We start from the raw sequence: 19562 nt of genomic DNA, 5'->3' as shown, positions 1-19562 counted from the left end.
GTCGACGATGTATACCTCGAGCGTTTCGACGCAACCGAAGAGCACGTCGCCATCTCCCGTGGCCAGCACGGCAGCCGGAGTCCCAATCGGCTTGGGATAGCAACGGCGCGGCGCCACGGCTGCGACGCGCGGATAGGCATGGCGGGAATAATACCTCGGGCGCTTACGTTGGCGCCAGAGTTGTTCGATGAGTGACTGCAAAAGGCAGGAATCCCTGTATAGTGACAGCGGGCTTGCGCAGATTTCGTCCGTAAAATGATGTTCTTTTGAGAGGAAGAGCTTCATCCTCACTCAGCCCACGGAAACAGGGCGACCATGTCCGGCGTCCCGCGCCCATACACGGCGCGGTATTTTGAAATTGCCCGGTTCAGCCAGAACGTCACTTCCCACTCTTCGATTTCAGTCTCCTGCACACCCCACCCGTGCTTCATCCAATTCGCCGCGTAATTGAAGTCCTCCTTCGGTCCGTCGGGAGGGGGATTTTCGGCACTGGCCTTTTTGAGGATTGCAAAAAAATGCGTTGGCTCTTCTGGCTCGGGCATTTGCCCTTCAGCCGCGCTGCACAGCGATATCGCACATTCAAACTCGCCATTTTGAAAATGCGCGATGGCGGCGTGTATCTGTCGTTCGGCGGCGAGCTGTTTGCTTGTCCGGACTATACGCTTGCTCATGTCGCCTCCCCTCGTCGGAGGGGATTTCTACCGCTCGAATAGCAGAGTGTCATTCTCTCGCGCCATTCTCTCGAAAACGGTCGTTTTTGAGAGAGGGTTCCACCTCCTATTCTTTGCCAGCTTGGCTGACGCACTCCGCTCTGGGTTATGGCTCCTCGTTCGTCATTCCGAATGGCCAAGTGGCGCCAGAAGCGGTCATTGCGCTTCTGACATGTCGATTGACCAACCATCGCAATCTTGGCATTGTTCCGGCTATGGGCGAGAAACTCTTCTTCGTGAAATATTATCCGCTGCTCACATAGCGGCGCCCTGACTCATGTCTGTGCAGCAGCCGCCAAGGTTCGGCTGCTTGCCATTGAGTGCCCGAGCGCGGCGGCTCCAAAAACGGAGCCTTACGATGCCCCTTTCTTTTTCGATACGCCCGGCGAGCCCCGAAGATCAGGGCGCGTTGCTCCCGTTGTTCGAAGAGCTCGACGAATTCCATCGACGCATCAGGCCAGACCTGTTCCGTAAACCTGTTGGTGACCGCCGGGAAAGCGCCGCGCTTCGAGACCTTATCGCCGGACCGAAAAGTGCTCTCTTGGTGGCCGATAGCGGGAATCACGATCTGCTCGGCCTAGCGGTTTTCGTCGAAAAAACACGACCGGCAACCAACGTCGGTCGCGAGAGGCGGTTCGTCGAATTGGATCAGTTGATTGTCCGATCCGATGTGCGCCTGCACGGAATTGGCAGATCCCTGTTCGTCGCGGGAAGGCTGTGGGCAAAAAACCGAGGCGTTTCCGACATAGAGGTTGTTGTATGGTCTTTCAACCAACAGGCCGCGAACTTTTACCGCCGGCTGTCCTTCAAGCCCATGGTCGAGCGCCTAACGATGCCGCTATGAATTTTTGAACTTGCTCTTGCCGCGCATGCTCCCGACCGTTGCCGCCCCGATGGGGAACGGTGCGCCATGAGCGGGCATTCCAGACGGACAGACAGGACGGTTCTCGTGTCTCTCACCTGTCGTCAATCGACATGGAGCCCGACTCAGATCGCCTTCATGGCTGAGCCGAATGTAAAATTCGAGTAATGGCGGAGCGGGGAAGGAGAGCGAATTGTCCGCCGATCCCCGCCGCACGGCTTTCACTGAATGTTTCGTCTGGGTCGCAGAGATCTCGTAGGTGGCCAGCTAGGCGGTGAATCGCTTCATTCGATTGACGTAGATGGCTGACGGAATCGTCACCATCATAGTGCGTGCGAGCAAAAATGGTCATTTCCGTGATCGCCGTCGCAAGGAGCGTCAACAGCTCCTGGCGGTTCGCCGCGCGCATCCTATCGATCGTCTGCATCACTGTAATTTCCATCACTTTTCATCCATAGTGTCCGGCATTGGGTTGTGCTTGGCGGTTCCCGCGTCGCGCCAGGAGGGGACGTTCGCGCGATACCTCGAAGGCTACTTTCAGCTCAGCTCGCACGGCGCCGACTGTTGCGAAAATCAAAAATTAGGCAACATAAACAAAGGTCTATCATCGCTTCTCAGGCGCGAGCGCCAATCTGGAGGCAACTGCATTTCTATCCACGCCTGCTGAAAAACACGCCGATTGGATTCAAGCGCACCCGGAGGAATGTGTGGCGTGTTTGCATCGAACACGATAACGTCCCATGGTTCCGGGTTTACGGCGCATCCATTCTTCTGCGATAGACCCAGCAACTCGGTCTTATAAATGCGACCGTTGTCGATTCTGTATGAATCGAGAATGGATTCCATATTTTCTTTATCTGTCAAATCGATAAAAGTTGCTGCTGCACTGGAAACGCAGAGCAATCGCAAACAAATAATTCGCTCTTCTCTAAGCCACTCTGATGCACCCCCCATATCCGAGTGCAGTTATGTGTCGAGGCCGCCAAAGGTTGATTGACCAAATCCGACCTGCGATGAAATGATACCGATTCTGTTATTGTTGAGGATGGTCGCCCCCCAACGTATAAAACTGCTTGCTGCGCCGCTGACAAAATTTGCAAATGGGCGGATTGGTTCTGCGACGCCGCTTTGCCACCAATCATCGTAAGATTCGCGCCGGTCGCTGGAAGCGTAAGAAGCCACGGCTTTCCGTTGTTCTTCAGTCAACGAGCCGAGAATACGGGGCGGGATGCCATTTAACGTCAGTAGTGCAATCATATTCCATCATAACATGAATTTATGGGGTCGTGCCCCCTCGATGGTGTAGCAATTCGGAAGTCTGGGCGTCCGGCTCGATCGGAGCCGTGACAATGACCGCTTGGGGTCAATTGGAGCCCCGGGCGCAACTGCCCCCAAGCGCCACGAGCTGCCGCCGGCAAATTTCCGGCGATCGGCGCGGCTCGTTTGGGGATTTCGGGTGAGCGTGGGGCGAGCGCCTGATATTCCCGTTGGCCGAAGGGCAAATCACCCGCTGAACAATGGAGCGCGCAAATGTCGGGGCCATTCCCCCACATCGAACCCTATGGGAGTGGCATGCTCGATGGAGGCGATGGGCATCAGGTCTACTGGGAGTGCTGCGGCAATCCGGCTGGGCGCGGCGTCGGGCTCGCCGCCGTCACGCCATTGGAAGTGGATCGCCTGACCACGCGTTTCGCGGCGCTCAGTGAACGGCTCCACGCGCTCGCGGCATCGCAGGTCGACCTCGCATCGATTCTCGAACGCGCGCCGGCGACGACGCTCGACGAGCTTTCCCCGGTCATCGCGCTCGCTCGACGCATCGCCGCCGCGCCTGACCTTTCCGGCGCGGCGCTCGGCGCGACCGCCTGGGGGGACGATCGCGAGGCGATCCAAACGCTGCTGGTGAATGGCGCTCGTTATGCGAGCCTCCGAACCGATTTGGCGAGCGTCTTCCATGACGAGGCGTGGGAAACGGAGACCGCGCCGCTTCGCGAGACTCTGGCGCTGCTGCCGCCGTCCTTTTCCGCGGAGGCTTTCACGCGCCTAGGGGCATTGGTCGCCGTTCTCCCGCGCCTCGCCATAGAGGCGAAGGGGCTGGCCGACACAATGGCCCTTGCGACGCCGCTCACGCTCGCCGATGTCCGGCGTCTCATGCAGATCGGCGAGCGCGTCGTAGCGGCGCCGGTCGCGAGCGCCGAAGCCTTTGCGAATGATCTTTGGGACGATAACGTCGAGCGCGCGGCCGATCTCGCCGACGCCATTCGCTCGCTCGAGCAGGCGCGAGCGGAGATCGGCGCCAGCCTGTCGGATGCGGCTTGGACGATGGATTTGTCGGGCGCGCGGACGACGCTCGCTTATCACGGCGACGGATTCTTCAAGATTCTGAGCGGCGAGTGGCGACACGCCAACGCCTTGGCTCGTTCCGTCCTCCGTAGCCCGGATCAGCCATTGGCGGATACGCTCGCGCAGCTCGATGCGCTCATCAGGGGGCAAGCCGCCAAGCGGCTGATCGAGAGCGACGACGATTTCGGACGAAAAGTCTTCGCCTCGGACTGGAGGAGCGATCGTTCTGCTTCGGCGCCATTGTCGGCGCTCGTCGAATGGATGCGGTCACTGAAGGGGTTGGGCGATGAGCCGCGACGTGTCGCGGCGAATAATCCAGACCGCGAGATGATCGCATCCTGCATGGAGCGGACCGCGATGCTTCTCGTCGAGGCGGCGCCGGTCGTCAAAGCGCTCTGGAACGAGCTGCCAGAGCGCGCCCTATTGTTCGGCGCGGCGCCGACGCCGGACAGGGCCGAGCTCGCTCCCATGCTCGATGCGGCGAGAGGATTCCACGCCGCCGACCGAGCCGTGGCGGCGCTCGAGAAGGCCTCGTTCACCATTCTTGCTGTTCGGCTGGATATGCTGGCTCTCATCGCAGAAGGGCGCACATGCGCCGAGGCGCTGGCGTCGGGTGAGACGCTCGGCTGCTCCGCCTTCGGCGTGGCTTGGCGCGGCAACACATCCGAGTGGAACACTCTGAAGAGCGCCGCCGACTGGATCGATGGCAACGGCGACATTCGGCTCTTGGCGAGTCGGATCGAGGATCGGCGAGCGCTCGCCGATCGGGCCGATGCGATCGAAGGAGACCAGTCGTCGCTCGTCGCCGATCTCGACGCCGCATTCACGGCAATGTCCTTCGACCTCCCAAGAGGTTTCGGGTCGGCGACCATCGGCCTCGTGTCGCTCGAAAGTCTGCGACAGCGGCTCGGCGATTGGGCTGCCGGCGGCGAGCAATTGTCCAAATGGGTCGCCTATCGAGATCGCGCGGAGCGAGGCCGAGCGCTCGGCTGCGCAGAGGTCGTCGGCCGTCTGGAGGATGGCAGGTTGAAGGCCGGCGAGGTCATCCCAGCGTTCGAGATGGCCTATTACGAAGCCGTCCACGCGGATCAGGTGCGTCTGGCGCCGGAACTCGGTCGGTTCGACGGAACTCTGCATGGCCGCAAGGTGCGCGAGTTCGTCGATCTCGACCGTCAGCGGATGGCGATGGCCGGCCTCGAGGTCGTGCGCGCGCATCACAAGCAGATTCCCCCTCGGGACGGCGGCTCCGTCGGTCCTTTGGGCGCGCTTCGCGCTGAAATTCAGAAGAAGCGCGGTCATATGCCGATCCGCAAGCTCATGGAGAAGGCCGGGCCGGCGGTGCAGGCGCTCAAGCCGGTCTTCATGATGAGTCCCCTCTCCGTGGCCCAGTTTCTCGTTCCGGGCGTGTTCGACTTCGACCTATTGGTGATGGACGAGGCGAGCCAGATCCAACCTGTCGACGCGCTCGGCGCCATCGCACGCGCGAAGCAAGTCGTCGTGGTCGGCGATCCGAAACAGCTGCCCCCGACAGCCTTTTTCTCGAAAATGACCGGCGCCGTCGACGATGACGATGAGGATAACGGCGCCCGGGTCGCGGACATAGAGAGCATCCTCGGTCTATTCACGGCCCGTGGCCTGCCGACGCGGATGCTCCGATGGCATTATCGCAGCCGGCATCAGTCACTGATCGCGGTCAGCAACCGCCAGTTCTATGAGGGCAAGCTCTTCATCGTTCCGAGCCCCTATACATCCGAAGCCGGCATGGGGTTGCGCTTCCATCACATTGAGCAAGGATTGTTCGAGGCCGGCGCCTCCCGCACCAATCAGATCGAAGCCAAGATCGTCGCGCAGGCGATAGCCGCTCACGCGCGCGAGCATTCGAATCTATCACTCGGCGTCGTCGCGTTTTCGGTCGCTCAGCGACGCGCGATCCTCGACCAGTTGGAGCTCATCCGCCGCACATTGCCGCCGGAGACGGAGGCATTTTTTCAGGCGCATCATGCGGAACCGTTTTTCGTCAAGAACCTGGAAAACGTGCAAGGCGACGAGCGCGACGTGATCTTCATCTCGGTCGGATACGGGCCCACGACGCCAGGAGGTCGTGTTCCGATGCGCTTTGGACCGCTCGGTGCGGAAGGCGGCGAACGGCGCCTGAATGTGCTGATTTCTCGCGCCAAGCAGCGCTGCGAAGTCTTCGCCTCGTTGACCGACGAGGATATCGAGCCGGATTTCGCGTCGACCCGCAAGGGCGTCTTCGCCTTTCGCCTGTTCCTGCATTATGCGCGGACAGGGAGGCTGACCTTGGCGGAGAGCACCGGTCGCGACCATGACAGCGTGTTCGAGGAGCAGGTCGCCAAGGCTCTCCAGGCTCGCGGCTATCAGGTTCACCGTCAGGTCGGACTCGCAGGCTTCTTCATCGATCTCGCCGTCGCCGATGAGGATCGGCCTGGCCGTTATCTGCTAGGGATCGAGTGCGATGGCGTCGCTTATCACGATTCCCGCTCGGCGCGCGACCGCGACCGGCTGCGGCAATCGGTGCTCGAAAGTCATGGCTGGACCATTCATCGAGTCTGGAGCTCAGATTGGTTCCACCGTCCGGCCGAGCAGCTCGACCTCATCATCGCCAAAATACAAACGGCCAAGGAGGAGCACGACGCTACGACCACGAGAGCGACTCGCGCGGCGCCGGTCGACATCGTCACGATCGAGCGGGAGGACTTCACAGAGATCGGCCTCGTTCCCGTTGGCGAAGAGTCTCAGAGTTCGAGCGACGCCTATATCGAAGCGGTGTTGAGCCGGCCCTCGGCTTGGGCCGGTGAATTGCACGAAGCGCCGATCGGTATCCTGATCGCGCTCGTCGAAGAGGCGGTGCGGATCGAAGGTCCCGTTCATTCTGACGAAGTCGTCAGTCGTATTCGCGACGCTTTCGGTCTCAAAAGAGCGGGAAATCGTATTCAGCAAGCAGTCGAAGCGGCGATTGGCGTCGCCGTTACGACCGGTCGGATCGAAAGCGTGGTCGATTTCCTGTCGATTCCCAATTCGCCTGTCCGCATTCGAGACCGAAGCTCCGCAACCTCGCAGACGCTGCGACGAGCAGAAATGCTACCGCCATCGGAAATCCGCTCAGCCGTAGTCGATGTCGTGCGCCGCAATTTCGGTGCGACCGCCGATCAGGTCATGCAAACGGTTTCCAGGATGTTCGGCATCAGATCGACCGGCGCGAACGTGCGAGACGTCATCCAAAAGCAGATCGACGATGCGCTCGAAGGAGGAGCGCTGACGATGCAGGCCGGCGTTCTCATGTGTGTCGTGGGCGATGAAACGTCGAATGAGGAATTGGTTCGAGAAGCATAGTGCATATCGGGCTTCACGCCTCCTGTATGCTTCCAACGAGAAAGCGACCGCTCCTGGTTGCAATGTGGAGACGCCAACAATACGGCCTAGAGTCTAGGTGACTAGGTTGCTGGCGACACCCGTGGGACGCATTCGACCGTGTTGTCTATTTCATTGTTTTGTCGGGCTCGACGATCGGCCTCGTCGAGGACAGCGCTCTCGATCGCACGGACCGGCGAACTCGGCGGCGCGGTAGACGTGGACGCCGAGCCGCTCGCGCACCGTTCATAGGCACGCGGCGACGTCGTCGCGGAGGTGAGCGTCCCATGAGGCCCGAGGCGTCGCCAGCGTCGAACACATTGATCACTCGGCATCGGCGATCGAGGCAGCGATCGACGCGGTCGGAGACCGTCCGCGCGGATGCGCCAGGAGAGGTAGGCAGCGTCGAAGCGCTTCCATCAGTCGGTGAGCATCGGCGGCGCGCGTCCGATCGACATCGCGAGAATTCATGTGTCGAATAATCTCGGTCATGTCGAAATCCGCTTCTGTGAAATATCACCATGGGCGTTTCAGCGAATGCGCCCACGGCCTCGAGCGAACGGTTTCGAATAGTATCCGCTACTCGGCAGGCGTCGCCTCCAGCGGCGGGACAGAAACGCCCTGCTTCTTGCGGAAGCGGCGCGCCCGTCTCTTCTTCCACCAGATGTAGACGCCGGTCGCCGACAGCATGGCGACGACGAGGCCGAGGATGCAGACGAAGATTTTGTAGGGCAGGCCGAACACGCCCGCCACATGCAGCGCGACGAGCCAGCGGTCGACGATGTCCTGCTTCTCCGTCAGGCGGAGAAAAGGAACATCGGCCGGCGCTCCGGTGTCGCCGTCGATCGTGACGAGAGTCGGGCGCCCTTCCAGAAAGCCCTCCTGGGGAGCCGCGCCGCGCGCGCCGTATACATAGACGCCCATCTTGTCCATATAGGCGAACATCGAGGGCTCCGGCGCCTCGAAGCCCCCTGCCCTCGCTTGCTCGGCGGCGAGGCGCCGGGCGGCCTCGAAGGCGGCGCGCGCTCCGATCACGGGGACAGGCTTTGCCGCCGGCTGGGGCAAATCCTTCAGCTTCATGGCCTCCTCGAGAAGCGAGGAATGCGCCATGAATTTCGACATCGTCCAATCATAGACCGGCCGCAGATTGAACATCACGCTCGACCAGGCGAAGACGAGCAGCATGGGCCAGAGCCACAGACCACTCGCCCGATGCAGATCGAGATTGAGCCGATAAAAGCCGGCGCCGCGCTTGACGACCCACGCCGTCTTCCATTTCCGCCAGAAAGCGGAAAGGGAGACGGGAAGGGTGAGATAAAATCCATTGAAGCAGTCGAGCGTCCACAGCACGGCGACGATGCCGAGAATGAGAGTGCCCGGACCTGAAACGAGCAGCGCGACATGCAGCTTGTAAATGAAGCGCATGACATTGCTGCTTTTGGAATAATCGCCGATCGTGCGCCTTCCGAGCTCAGCGCCGGTCCAGGGGTCGACATAGAATTGGGTGAACCCCAGATCATAGGGCCTGTCCGTGGCCGGATCTTTCTCGGGCAGGTAATTGATCTGGGCTTGATCGACTCCGTTCCATTGCGCGCCGACGATCCGCGCATGGGAAATGAGCGGAGCGCGCTCCATCAGCGTCGCGAGATCGAGCGGCGGAACGCCGGGCCGCGGCGTGACGTAAAATTGGCGGGCGAAGACATGATCCAGCTCTTGATGAAAGGCGAGCAGGCTGCCGGTGAGACCGACGATGACGAGGAAGACCGCCATCGCCAAGCCGATCCAACGATGCAGGACGACGAAGATATTGCGGATCATGACAATGGCCTCCAGCTTCTCAAATCGTCGTTCAGGCGGCCTCGAGCGGTCTCGGCCTCGTGGCGCCGGTCCGCGCGCGCAGCATTTGCGCGATGCGGGCGTTGCGCTTTTTCCACCAGATGTAGACGCCCGTCGCCGACAGAATGGTGATGACGAGGCCGAGCGCGCAGACCAGTATGCGGAAGGGCATGCCGAAGACATGCGCCATATGCAGCGCGAAAAGCCAGCTTCTGATCTCATTGCCCAAAGGCGCGGCCGCCGCGGGCGATCTGACGTTCAGGAGCTCGCCTGTGTCGGCGTCGAAATCGACTGACGCCGCGCTATGCGGCGAGAAGAAGGCGTCGCCGCTGTGGACCATGTAATGGTAGGAGCCGCCTTTGTCCAAATAGCTCAGCCCCCACGCTTCGCCGACTATGAAGCCTTGCGTGGCGCCCTGTTGCTCGATCAGCTTCGCGCCGACGGCCTGCGCCGCACGCCAGTCGAGAGCGGGGCGTTCCTTGACCGGCAGCTTCATGTGTTCCGTCATCTTCACACCGGCGTGGGAGCCATGCTCGAACAGCGGCGTCATCACCATTCGATAGACGGAACTCATGTTGAACCCGACGCTCGACCAAGCGAAGATGAACAGGATAGGCCACAGCCATAGTCCGCTGGCGCGGTGCAGATCGAAATTGAGCCGATAGAATCCGCCTTTGCGCTTGATGAGCCAAGCCGGCTTCCACTTGCGCCAGAAGCCGGCGGGCGAGACGGGCAGCGTGAGATAGAACCCGACGAAGCAATCGATCGTCCAGGCGACCGCGACGACGCCGAGGATCGTCGCGCCGGTGGATCCCAAGGCGAGGGCATCGTGCAGACGGTAGATGAATGGCATGAGGTTGATCAATCCCTCGGAGAGATCTGAGCTCATGGGCCGCGCTAGCGCGGCGCCGGTCCAGGGATCGACATAGAACTGTCCCCAGCCGTTCTCGTAGGGCTGGCTCAGCTCGTAAGGCTTACCCGTCTCCGGGTTCGTTTCCGCACGGTAGCGGATCGTCGCCTGATCTAGAGGCTGTCTTCCGTGGGCGGCGCGAGCGCCCAGATCCACGGATATGACGCGCGCGTGAGGCGGGACGAGCGTCGCCGCCCGCTCGGCGAGCGTCGCCATATCGAGCTGCGCTTCGCCCGGACGCGGTTTGGCGAAGAGCTGCGGCGCGAAAACATGCTCCAGATCGTCATAGAAGGCGAGCAGGCTGCCAGTCAGACCAACGATGACGAGGAACACGGTCATCAGCAGTCCGACCCATCGATGCAGGAAGACCAAAACGCCTCGGATCATGATCGTGGGTCCTTTTTCACTTCGACAGGAACGTCATTGTCATGATCGTAGCGACAAAGCAGGCCGGCTCCGGCCGGATCGGGCCGCTTCGCGCGCAATGGCGGGACGGCGCCCGTCAGAAATCGAATCTCAGAGAGCCTGTGATGTTGAAGGGCGAGCCGGGGTCGATAAAGGCGAGGGCCGGGCTGTACACCGGGCTCGGCTTCGCGATCACGGAGCCGGCTGTATAATAGTTGCGATCGAAGATGTTCTTGGCGTTGATCTGCGCCGTCGTCCTCACTCCGTCGAGATCGAATGTGTAGGACGCCATCAGATCGACGAGTCCATAGGATGAAAGTTGAGGGTGAAAAGCGCCATAGAGCCCCCTGTCATTGAGCCACATCGAGCCGCGATAGGTGTAGCCGACGCCGAGCTTCAGCCCCGTCAGCCGCTCGTCCTGAAATTCATAGGTGGTCCACAATCTCGCGAGATTGCGCGGCACATTGCGATAACGGTCGCCGACCCTCAAGCCTGTGAATGCCCCGGATGATTCGCCGAAGCCGGCGCTGGTGGAGATTGCGGGGAGACTGGTGACGTGAACTTCCTGATTGGTATAGGAGACGATCACGTCCCACCCCGGCGCGAGCCGGCCCTGCATGTCCACCTCGACGCCCTTGCTGCGCGCCGCGCCGATGAGAAGCGAGCAGCCGCCGGTGGTCGACTGGCCGCAAATATGGGTCGGATCGGGATCGGCGATCGGAAGATTGGTCTTGATCAGATAGAAATAATCGGCAGTGGCGCGGAGCTGTCCGTCGAACAGCTCGAACTTCGCGCCTGTCTCCCAGCTCATCGCGTTCTGCGCCGGCGCCGCCTGGTTCGGATAGATCAGGGCGTTATTGACGTCGAATCCTTCAGTGTAATTGCCGTAGAGGCTCACCCATTCGCGCGGACGCCAGAGCAGACCGAAGCGCGGCGTGACGCGGGCCTGATGGGTGGGCACGCCGCTGTCCTGCGCCGGCCCCGTCAAATAGCCATACTGTCCTGAAAGCACCCGGTTGATGTTGAAATTGGTCGTGTTCCAGTTAAAAATATACTGATACCGGGCCCCCGCCATGACGTGGATATTGTAGGGCAGTTCGATCTGCTCCTGCAGATAGAGACCTGCTGTATCCTGGCGATTATATATGTTGAGCTTATAATAGATTCCCGGCGTAAAGGTCGGTATGCCAGGATAGGTTGGATAGATCGTGTTGACGGTTTGCGTGCCGTAGCGATTCAGCATCGTGCCGAACTGGTTGGTGTTCCGATAGTAGTCGCCGCCGGCCAGCACGGTGCTTTTCGTTCCAAAGAAATCGAAATGGCCGACGAGATCTTGGTTCGTTTGCCACGCCGACACCAACGATGTCCCGAGGATGTCGGGGGTCGTGGCGATCAGCAGTGGGTTGGCAGGGTTTCCTGGCGTGGCGGAGGGAACGTTGGCGCCACTCTGCGAGCCGTCTATCGCCGAGAAGTTGACGCGTGATCTGAGCTTCCAGTCGTCGTCGAACTTGTGCTCGCCAGTCAGCGTCAGATTGGTCTCCCCGAAGAGAACCGGCCGCCAATCATTGAAATTTATGCTGCGCGAGAGATAGACGAAATTGCCGTTGATCATCGGCATGAAATTCTGCGTCGAGCCGGTCAAATTATTGTTGTAACTCGCCTCGAGCTTCAGCCAGTTGTTGTCGTCGATCTGCCATTTGACCTGTGGCGCTATGAGAAAATCGCGGGCGTGCACTCGGTCCATGAAAAAGCCTCGCGGCGCGCCATCCTGATTATAGGACAGGTCGACACGGTAGAGCACGGACTTGTCGGCGGTGACCGGCCCGGAGGCGGCGACGCTGGTGATATAACGCGCCAGCGATCCGACCGACTGTTGAACCGTATAATGCGGCGCGTCCGTCGGCCCTTTGGTCGTGATGTTGATGAGGCCGCCGGGCTGGGACAGACCGTACATCGCCGCCCCCGGCCCCTTTAGCAACTCGATGCTGCTGACATTGCCGAGCTGTTGGGCGGCGACGAGATCCTGAGACGTTCCGGCCGATGTGTTGGCCGCCTGGGATCCGCTGACGCGAAAGCCGTCCTGATAGAATTCGCGAGTCTGGAAACCGCGCACATAAATGCCCGACGTCACCGTGAAACTGCCCGCCGCGGAGCTGCCGGGAACATTGACGCCGCTGACGTTCGTCAAGGCGTCCGCCAATGTCGTCGTCCCCTGATCCTCGATCGCCTTTTGCGTGATCGCCTGCACATTGACCGGCGTGTTCATCACCGGCGTGTCGGTCTTTGTTCCGGTTGAAACCACCGGCGTGACATAGCTGTTCTGCGGCGTGAGGCTTGGCTTGCCGCTGCTCGGCCCGACGCGCCTCTCTGACCGCTCCGCGCCGATGTCGATCGTCGGCAGCGCCTCCGCTCCGGCGTCGCTGCGTGTCGTATCGTTCTGCGCCAGCGTGATCAGCACCGTGCGGCGATTGTCCGTGAGCGCGTAGGTGAGGCGCGTGCCGGCGAGCAGACGGTCGAGCGCCTCCCTCAGCGAATGGGCGCCCGAGAGACCCGGCGTCCTCAGCCCCTGCGTCAGGCCTGCTGGGAAAGCCACATGCAGCCCGCTCTCGTCGGCGAGATCGTTGAGCGCGGCGGCCACCGAGCCCCCGGGAATGCGATAGCTCCGCACGACGCCGAGCGCGTCCTCGGGCGCGATCGCCGCCTGGGCCGGCGAGCCGGAGACGCCCGCCCCCGTGGCGAAGGCGCTCATCGCGAGGGACGCCAGCGCGGACCCCATGACCTCACTCCCTTTCGCGCGGTCCCAACTCTTCGCGCCCCGCCGGCGAACGATCTTCCGCATCATGGCCATAGCCCCCTCGCTTCTCGGGGCTTCGAGCGGCCCCTCGATTCATCGACGCGGGACTTTTGAAAATGGGACAAAATTCGAAGGCCGAAATCGACAAAATTCGAGCTGTGGCATTTTTGCGCCAGTCGCGGAGGACGCGCCTCATTCGTAAAAGACCGCGACAAAGCGGCTGAAGACGGCGAGGCGCAGGCCGAGCGCCGTCTCCAGCGCCTCGAGCGATTGCATCGGGTCCTGCGTGCCGAAGACGCCGGTGACGGCCCGCGCGCAGATCGCCGCGCTCGCACAGGCGACGACGCCGTGGTGATGGCGGCCGAGCGCGGCGATGACGTCGCGCAGCGGCGCGTTCTCGACGATCAGCTTGCCCCGCCGCCAAGCGCCGACCCAGGCGCTTTTCGCCGGCTCGGGACGGGAGGGCCCGGCGTCTGCGCGATAGGCGCTGCGCTCGCCTTGCGCGACCACCACATCCGTTCCGCCACTGGTCACGCGCACGCTGTGCTCGGCGACGGCGACGCGCGCGCCGGAAGCGTCGAGCGCGACGTCGAAGGCGGTGCCGAGCGCCCTGATCTCGCCGCCCGCCGCCGTGACGACGAAGGGGCGCGTCGCGTCTGGCGCGACCTCGAACCAGGCTTCGCCCGCGATGAGCTCGATACGCCGTTCCGTTGCGCCATAGCGCAGGGCGATGGCCGAGCGAGCGTCGAGCTGGACGCGCGAGCCGTCCTCGAGCGCGACGATCCGGGTCTCGCCAGTGCCGGCGTAATGATCGGAGCGCAGGAAAGTGACGAGATCGCCCCAGCCGGCCAGAATGGCGAGGCAGGCGGCAGCCAGCGGCGCGGCGGCCAGGAGCCATACACGCGGACGCGCATAGAGCGGCGGCGCCTCGACGGGCGGCGGCAGCGTGGCGAGATGGACGCAGAGCCCTTCGATATTGGCATAGGCGGCGGCGTTGGCCGGATCGGCGCGCCAGACATCGAAGGCGTCCTGCTCGGCGACGCCGAGCGGGCCGGCGCGCCGGCGCATCCACCAGTCGACGGCGACCTCCCGCCGACGCTCGTGGCTTCTGTCGTTTCTCCGTTTGGTCATTTCGACAGTTCACTCCAGAGGGGCTCGACAGATTCGACGCGCGACCCTCGATTTCGGGACATTTTCCGCAACCAGAATCAATCGACGACGGCTCGGCAGCGCAGGATGGCCCGGCGGAGCTGCTTGCGAACGGCGTTTTCGGAAATTCCGAGGCGGCGGGCGATCTCATCGTGCGAAAGATTCTGGTGCAGCGCCAGGATCAGCACTTGCCGGCTCCGGCGCGGGAGCTTCGCGATCGCCGCCTCGAATTGCCGTGATTGCCGTTCGAAGTCGATGCGCTCTTCCGGTCGGGTCTCGTCGGCCGGCGCGTCGGCCGCGTCGGCGCCGGCCTCGATCACCGCCTGCTCGCTCTTTCGGCGGCGACTGAGATCGAGCACGAGATTTGATGCGATCCTTTGCAGGAAGGCCGGCGGATCGGCGACCTTGTGGAAAGCCTCGTAGCGGAGCGCGCGCACAAAAGTCTCTTGTAGCAGATCGGAGGCGTCCTCGCGGCCGACCCGACTCCGCAGAAATTGAAAGAGCACGCGCCTGTTGTGCAGGAAGAGGTCGCGGAACGAAGCTGATTTCTTGTCCGGCATGCAGATTCCAACGGCTTCCCGAATTCCGACGCGGGATCGCGGATTCGGGGCGTTGCGCCAATCTCTCGACGAGACGAGAGGCGGACTGTTGGACAGAAGACGCGGCCGGTCCGCGAAAAAAGACGCGGCGCGGGGTCGCTAGGGATCAGGCGATCGGCGGGGCGCGCTGCGACCAGGAGCTGGTCCAGCCCGTCGGCGAAGATGTCTCCACGATCGGAGAAACCCCGACCGGAATGATCGCGGGGGCCGGGAATGAAAGATCTGCGCCCGTCGGAATGAGCGAGAGAACTCCGGTCGGACCGTCGATCTGACCGGCCCGGCACGGAATGCAGCAGGAACAAGAAAAATGTGGCCCGGGGGAGCGGCGATGGTCGCCGGCGCCGCCGGGCGCCGCGCAATGGCGAAAGTCCGCGGAGCCGACCCCGAGGTCGACCGCAGGGGACGATGTGGCGGCGCCCCCTTGCAGGACAAGAGTCCAAGCCAAGAGGCCCACGATCAATACGCGAGCGACTCCCCTTGGCCAGAGCGCGAACTTATCCATTTGTCACATGGAATCCCCGGACGCTACGCAGAGTCAAGGTCGGTGGGAGGGGGCGGCGGCAGCTTGTCCGCGCGAGATGATCGGTTTCGCCGCGGGGCGCTCCTCGGAACGTCCGCGCGCGCAGCGCTGACCGGCGCTTGCCAATCGCGCCATGTGACGGCAATTTCGGCTCCTCGACGAGGGGACGCCGGAACGGTCTCTGGCCGGACGACAGGACACGGGAAAATCCGAGATCATGACGATGGACGATGGGATCGCCGACGCCGGCAAAAGATATGAGGATTCTCTGCTCGGGCTCGGGGCGGCGCGCCTCGACCGCCGATCGTTTCTATTCGGCTCCGCCATCGGTCTCGGCGCGCTGGGGCTCGCCGGCTGCGCGACCTCCGACCGTGTGATCCCCGCCGAGGTGGCGAGAATGTACGGGCCGCTGCCCAATGAGAAGTTCCCGATTCCGGCGGTCGATCTCGGCAAGGTCGATCCCAAATATTATCGCCAGACGGTTCGCTACGACAGCAAGGAAGCGCCCGGTACGATCATCGTCGATCCCGGCAATTACTTCGTCTATCGCATCGAAGGCGAAGGGCTCGCCACCCGCTATGGCGCCAATGTCGGCCGCTCCGGCTTTTTGTGGAGCGGCGAAACCTATGTCGGCCGCAAGGCCGAATGGCCCGTCTGGACGCCGCCCAAGGAGATGATCCAGCGCCAGCCGGAGGCGGGCAAATACGCCCGCGGCATGCCGGGAGGCCTGGGCAATCCGCTCGGCGCCCGCGCGCTCTATCTCTACAAGAACGGCGTCTATACGGTCTACACCATCTACAGCACCAGCGACCCGGAGACGATCGGGACCGGCGTCACCAGCGGCTGCACCGGCCTCCTCAGCCAGGATATGATCGATCTCTATTCACGAACGCCGATCAAGACGAAAGTGGTGATCCTGCCGGCATAGCGCCCGATCGCTCAGTCCAACGGCGGCGCGGCGATCTGGCGAGCCTCGCCGTGATTTCTCTGGGTTTCCGACATTTCGGCGCAGAGGCCCGCGCCCGCCGCATAATAATCATCCGCTCGGCTCATTTGTTTCTATTATTTCTAATATATTTCTACTTGAGCCGTTTTATTTCCAATCCTTGTGGGACTCGCGTGCGTCTCGCCGCCTCGCCGCAAGGCCGCGCTCTGTGGAGCGCCGCCTTAAATACTAGCAATAACAAAATGATCCGATAGCATCGGCGCGCCCGCATATCGCACGCGACGGCACGCCGCCGCTGTCGCGGCGCGATCGAAGAAGTCTCGGGCAACTATGGCAAATTTGTCGCACCCGAAGTGATTTCGACCGAATTCAAAGAATTGTTGCAAGACTGTCACGTCCGCTCCTTAACGGCTCCTTCCCAGCCAGAAGCGAAAGCGCAGGCGAAAGCGTTTCCAGCCGAATGTGGAGGCCGGCTCGGCGTTGGAAACGCGTCGAAACAACGACTTGGAATTTCAGCATCGCCGCGGGCGGCGAGACGAGTCCAAGAGTCGAGAGCTGGGGTTGTGGGATGTCCAAATATACGCTGAATGCGCAGGCTTCCGCCTTCGCGCTCGGATTCGTCGTGGCGGCGGTTCCGCCGCTCGAGGCCGTGGCGCAGACCGATATCGGCGCTTTGACGGTGGTGTCGCGACAGGCGAAGCCGAAAAAGGCGAAAGCCGCCGCCAAGGCGCATGCGCGCCATGTTCCGGCCGTCGCGCGGACGGGCGGAAGCGCGGGCGCCGCGCGCGGCGCGGCGCAAGTCGCCGCCGCGGAGCCGGTAGCCGCCGCTGGCGCTTCGAAGCTTCCCGTATTCGCGTCCAGCGCCGTCGGCTCCAAGGCGCCTCCCGGCTCGGCTCCCGCGCTCGCGCCCTCGCAGGCGCCGCTCGACTCCATCGAGCCGACCTCGATCGTCAGCGACAAAGTCATCCGCGACATGGTTCAGCCGAGCGCGGACTTCAATCAGATCATCAAATATACGCCCGGCGCGGTCTCCACGGCGAGCAACGGCCTCATCGGCGACAGCAACAAGGGCGGCTGGCGCGGCTTCTCCGACGGCCAGTACAACGTCACTTTCGACGGCATTCCCTTCGGCGACGAGAATAATCCGTCGCACCATTCCGCCTCTTATTTCCCCAGCGGATTCATCGGCGGCGCGACGATCGATCGAGGCCCCGGCCCCGCCTCGCAGGCCGGCTATGCGACCTTCGGCGGCACGCTGGCGCTACGCTCGCTGGAGCTCTCCGACAAATTCGGCGGCAGCATCGAAAACTCCTACGGCAGCTACAGCACCTTCGTCACCACGGAGACTTTGCAGTCCGGTCTCGACAAGACGACCGGCGTGCGCGCGCTCGTGCAATATTCGCACTCCGACACGGCCGGCGCGCAGCAATATGGACTGGTCGAGCAGAACGGCTGGCTGATGAAGGCCGACCGCGACTTCGGCCTCTTCAACGTGACCGTGTTCGGCAATTACAGCCGCGAGCATTACAACAACACTTCCAACATCACCTATCCGCAATATTACTCCGCCGGCTCCCATTACGGCGCTGTCGGCTCTGACCCGACGACGCAACAATATGTGGGCAACAACGTGTCCGAGAAGCAGACGGACATGGAGTATATCAATCTGAAGTGGGATTATTCCGGCATCCGCTTCAACGATAAGGTCTACACCTATTCCTATTGGTATCCCTGGTATCAGCGCAACTCCGCCGATCAGACCGTCGAAGGCTCGGCGCTTTTCGGCGTGCAGCCCAAGGCCTCGGGCCTCAGCGTCCCCTCACAGCATGTCGTGGGCTTCCTCCAGATCAACAATTATCGCGCCTGGGGCAATCTCTTCGACGCGAAATACGATCTCTCCGCGGGCTATGCGAGCGGCGAGCTGCGCACGGGCGTCTGGTGGGAGCGCGGCGACAATTGGCGCCGCCAGTTCTACACGGACTATACGAATGGCGTCGACTTCACGCTGAAGGCCACCAGCGTCGCTTCATATCAGGCCGCCTATAAGCTCGATCTCGGCTCGCATTATCAGAATGTGCAGCCTTTCGTCGAATATGAGTGGAAGCCGATAGAAGGCCTGTCGATCACGCCCGGCTACAAGTTCATCGCCTTCACCCGCGACCAGAACGCGCGCCTCAACCAGACGACTCTCACCCCGCTCTATTACGAGCACACCTACCGCTCCGGCCTGCCCTTCCTCTCGGCGCGCTACAAGGTGCTGCCGGAGCTCTCTGTCTATGGACAGGCGTCGCGCGGCTATCTGGTGCCGACCGTGTCGGCCTATTACGTCGCCAATCCCGACTTCAACAATATCCAGCCGCAGTCGACGACCAATTTCCAGATCGGCGCCGTCTACAAGACCGAGAAGCTCGCCGCGGACGTCGCGCTCTATCAGATCACCGCGAACAACTTCCCGATCACCACGACAAATCCAGACAAGACGGTGAATTATCAGAACGGCGGAACCGCGCGCTATCGCGGCGTCGAGATGGAGCTCACCTATCAGCTCATGCCCGGCCTCGCGCTCACCGCCAATGGCTCGATCTCCGACGCGCGCTTCCTCGAAGGCCAATACGCCGGACTCTATGTCGGCGCCGCGCCGCGCTACACGGCCATGGGCGGCGTCGTCTATGACGACGGCCAATTCTTCGGCTCGCTGCTGCACAAGCAGGTCGGCGACCAATGGGGCAGCGCCGGCCAGCGCTCCTTCGCCTCTATCTATGTCGCGGGCCTCACCAATCCGACGCTCAACTACATCCCCTCCTACGCTTCGACCGATTTCGTCATCGGCGCGCGCGGCGAGTGGCTGAAGGAATGGGGCCACAACAATAAGATCGAGGTGAAGTTCGGCGTCAACAATATCGCCGACAACCGCTCGGTCACCGGCATTTCCGGCGAGCCCGCCGGCCTGCTCTCGGTCGCCAACACCAAGCTGACCTACTCCTTCATGGCGGGTCGGCTGTTCTACGGCGGCGTGAAGGTCGATTTCTGATCGTCATGCACAGATTTCCGCCCGGCTGCGCCAGCGGCCGGGCGTTTCGTAATCGAAATGTCGCGTAGAGGCGCCATGCGGGTTCTTC

At 62.1% G+C, this 19562-nt stretch carries 17 protein-coding genes; 4 read left to right on the top strand and 13 right to left on the bottom strand.

The window, feature by feature from the left end; all coding sequences use genetic code 11:
* Positions 1 to 287: 287 nt before the first annotated feature.
* On the bottom strand, positions 288 to 671 hold the full coding sequence (locus tag METLW4_RS0117660) for a hypothetical protein (RefSeq protein WP_018267564.1): 384 nt from the start codon (positions 669 to 671) through the stop codon (positions 288 to 290).
* 397 nt (positions 672 to 1068) lie between these two features.
* Here METLW4_RS0117660 and METLW4_RS0117650 point away from each other — a divergent pair, with 397 nt between their 5' ends.
* On the top strand, positions 1069 to 1554 hold the full coding sequence (locus METLW4_RS0117650; RefSeq protein ID WP_018267562.1) for a GNAT family N-acetyltransferase: 486 nt from the start codon (positions 1069 to 1071) through the stop codon (positions 1552 to 1554).
* 154 nt (positions 1555 to 1708) lie between these two features.
* Here METLW4_RS0117650 and METLW4_RS27900 read toward each other — a convergent pair whose 3' ends face one another.
* The 6 genes from METLW4_RS27900 to METLW4_RS28350 all read right to left on the bottom strand — a co-directional run bounded on the left by METLW4_RS27900 (position 1709) and on the right by METLW4_RS28350 (position 5127).
* Positions 1709 to 2014 (bottom strand): hypothetical protein, encoded by a 306-nt coding sequence (locus METLW4_RS27900; RefSeq protein ID WP_157235222.1) that lies wholly within the window; start codon positions 2012 to 2014, stop codon positions 1709 to 1711.
* A gap of 131 nt (positions 2015 to 2145) precedes the next feature.
* A complete protein-coding gene (locus METLW4_RS27895) occupies positions 2146 to 2481 on the bottom strand; it encodes a hypothetical protein (RefSeq protein WP_157235220.1) in 336 nt (111 codons plus the stop codon).
* A gap of 57 nt (positions 2482 to 2538) precedes the next feature.
* Positions 2539 to 2829, bottom strand: a complete 291-nt coding sequence (locus METLW4_RS27890) for a hypothetical protein (RefSeq protein WP_157235218.1) — start codon at positions 2827 to 2829, stop codon at positions 2539 to 2541.
* Positions 2830 to 3075: 246 nt separating this feature from the next.
* Positions 3076 to 3525, bottom strand: a complete 450-nt coding sequence (locus tag METLW4_RS28360; RefSeq protein WP_198290197.1) for a hypothetical protein — start codon at positions 3523 to 3525, stop codon at positions 3076 to 3078.
* A gap of 87 nt (positions 3526 to 3612) precedes the next feature.
* Positions 3613 to 4062 carry a hypothetical protein gene (locus METLW4_RS28355; protein ID WP_198290196.1) on the bottom strand — a complete coding sequence of 150 codons (450 nt, stop codon included), beginning with the start codon at positions 4060 to 4062 and terminating at the stop codon, positions 3613 to 3615.
* 270 nt (positions 4063 to 4332) lie between these two features.
* On the bottom strand, positions 4333 to 5127 hold the full coding sequence (locus METLW4_RS28350) for a hypothetical protein (RefSeq protein ID WP_198290195.1): 795 nt from the start codon (positions 5125 to 5127) through the stop codon (positions 4333 to 4335).
* On the opposite strand from METLW4_RS28350, the gene METLW4_RS28345 reads away from it, so the two are divergent.
* Positions 5098 to 7266 (top strand): DUF3320 domain-containing protein, encoded by a 2169-nt coding sequence (locus tag METLW4_RS28345; protein ID WP_198290194.1) that lies wholly within the window; start codon positions 5098 to 5100, stop codon positions 7264 to 7266. The two genes, METLW4_RS28350 and METLW4_RS28345, sit on opposite strands and share 30 nt — an antisense overlap.
* A gap of 342 nt (positions 7267 to 7608) precedes the next feature.
* On the opposite strand, the gene METLW4_RS27885 is transcribed toward METLW4_RS28345, so the two are convergent.
* The 6 genes from METLW4_RS27885 to METLW4_RS0117615 all read right to left on the bottom strand — a co-directional run bounded on the left by METLW4_RS27885 (position 7609) and on the right by METLW4_RS0117615 (position 14938).
* Positions 7609 to 7776, bottom strand: coding sequence for a hypothetical protein (locus METLW4_RS27885; protein ID WP_157235216.1), 168 nt, complete (start codon positions 7774 to 7776; stop codon positions 7609 to 7611).
* A gap of 87 nt (positions 7777 to 7863) precedes the next feature.
* Complete coding sequence (locus METLW4_RS25225; RefSeq protein WP_018267559.1) at positions 7864 to 9102, bottom strand: PepSY-associated TM helix domain-containing protein; 1239 nt, start codon at positions 9100 to 9102, stop codon at positions 7864 to 7866.
* A 31-nt stretch (positions 9103 to 9133) separates the two neighbouring features.
* A complete protein-coding gene (locus METLW4_RS0117630; protein WP_018267558.1) occupies positions 9134 to 10417 on the bottom strand; it encodes a PepSY-associated TM helix domain-containing protein in 1284 nt (427 codons plus the stop codon).
* A 115-nt stretch (positions 10418 to 10532) separates the two neighbouring features.
* A complete protein-coding gene (locus METLW4_RS0117625; RefSeq protein WP_018267557.1) occupies positions 10533 to 13211 on the bottom strand; it encodes a TonB-dependent siderophore receptor in 2679 nt (892 codons plus the stop codon).
* 210 nt (positions 13212 to 13421) lie between these two features.
* Complete coding sequence (locus tag METLW4_RS0117620; RefSeq protein WP_026191594.1) at positions 13422 to 14360, bottom strand: FecR family protein; 939 nt, start codon at positions 14358 to 14360, stop codon at positions 13422 to 13424.
* A 77-nt stretch (positions 14361 to 14437) separates the two neighbouring features.
* Positions 14438 to 14938, bottom strand: a complete 501-nt coding sequence (locus tag METLW4_RS0117615; protein ID WP_018267555.1) for an RNA polymerase sigma factor — start codon at positions 14936 to 14938, stop codon at positions 14438 to 14440.
* A 776-nt stretch (positions 14939 to 15714) separates the two neighbouring features.
* Between METLW4_RS0117615 and METLW4_RS0117610 the strand changes: the two genes are divergently transcribed.
* Complete coding sequence (locus tag METLW4_RS0117610) at positions 15715 to 16425, top strand: L,D-transpeptidase (protein ID WP_018267554.1); 711 nt, start codon at positions 15715 to 15717, stop codon at positions 16423 to 16425.
* Positions 16426 to 17011: 586 nt separating this feature from the next.
* Positions 17012 to 19474 (top strand): TonB-dependent receptor, encoded by a 2463-nt coding sequence (locus METLW4_RS0117600; protein ID WP_018267552.1) that lies wholly within the window; start codon positions 17012 to 17014, stop codon positions 19472 to 19474.
* Positions 19475 to 19562: the final 88 nt, after the last annotated feature.

It is taken from the genome of Methylosinus sp. LW4 (assembly GCF_000379125.1).
Taxonomy (GTDB): domain Bacteria; phylum Pseudomonadota; class Alphaproteobacteria; order Rhizobiales; family Beijerinckiaceae; genus Methylosinus.
This window is presented reverse-complemented; position numbering and strand designations above follow the sequence as displayed.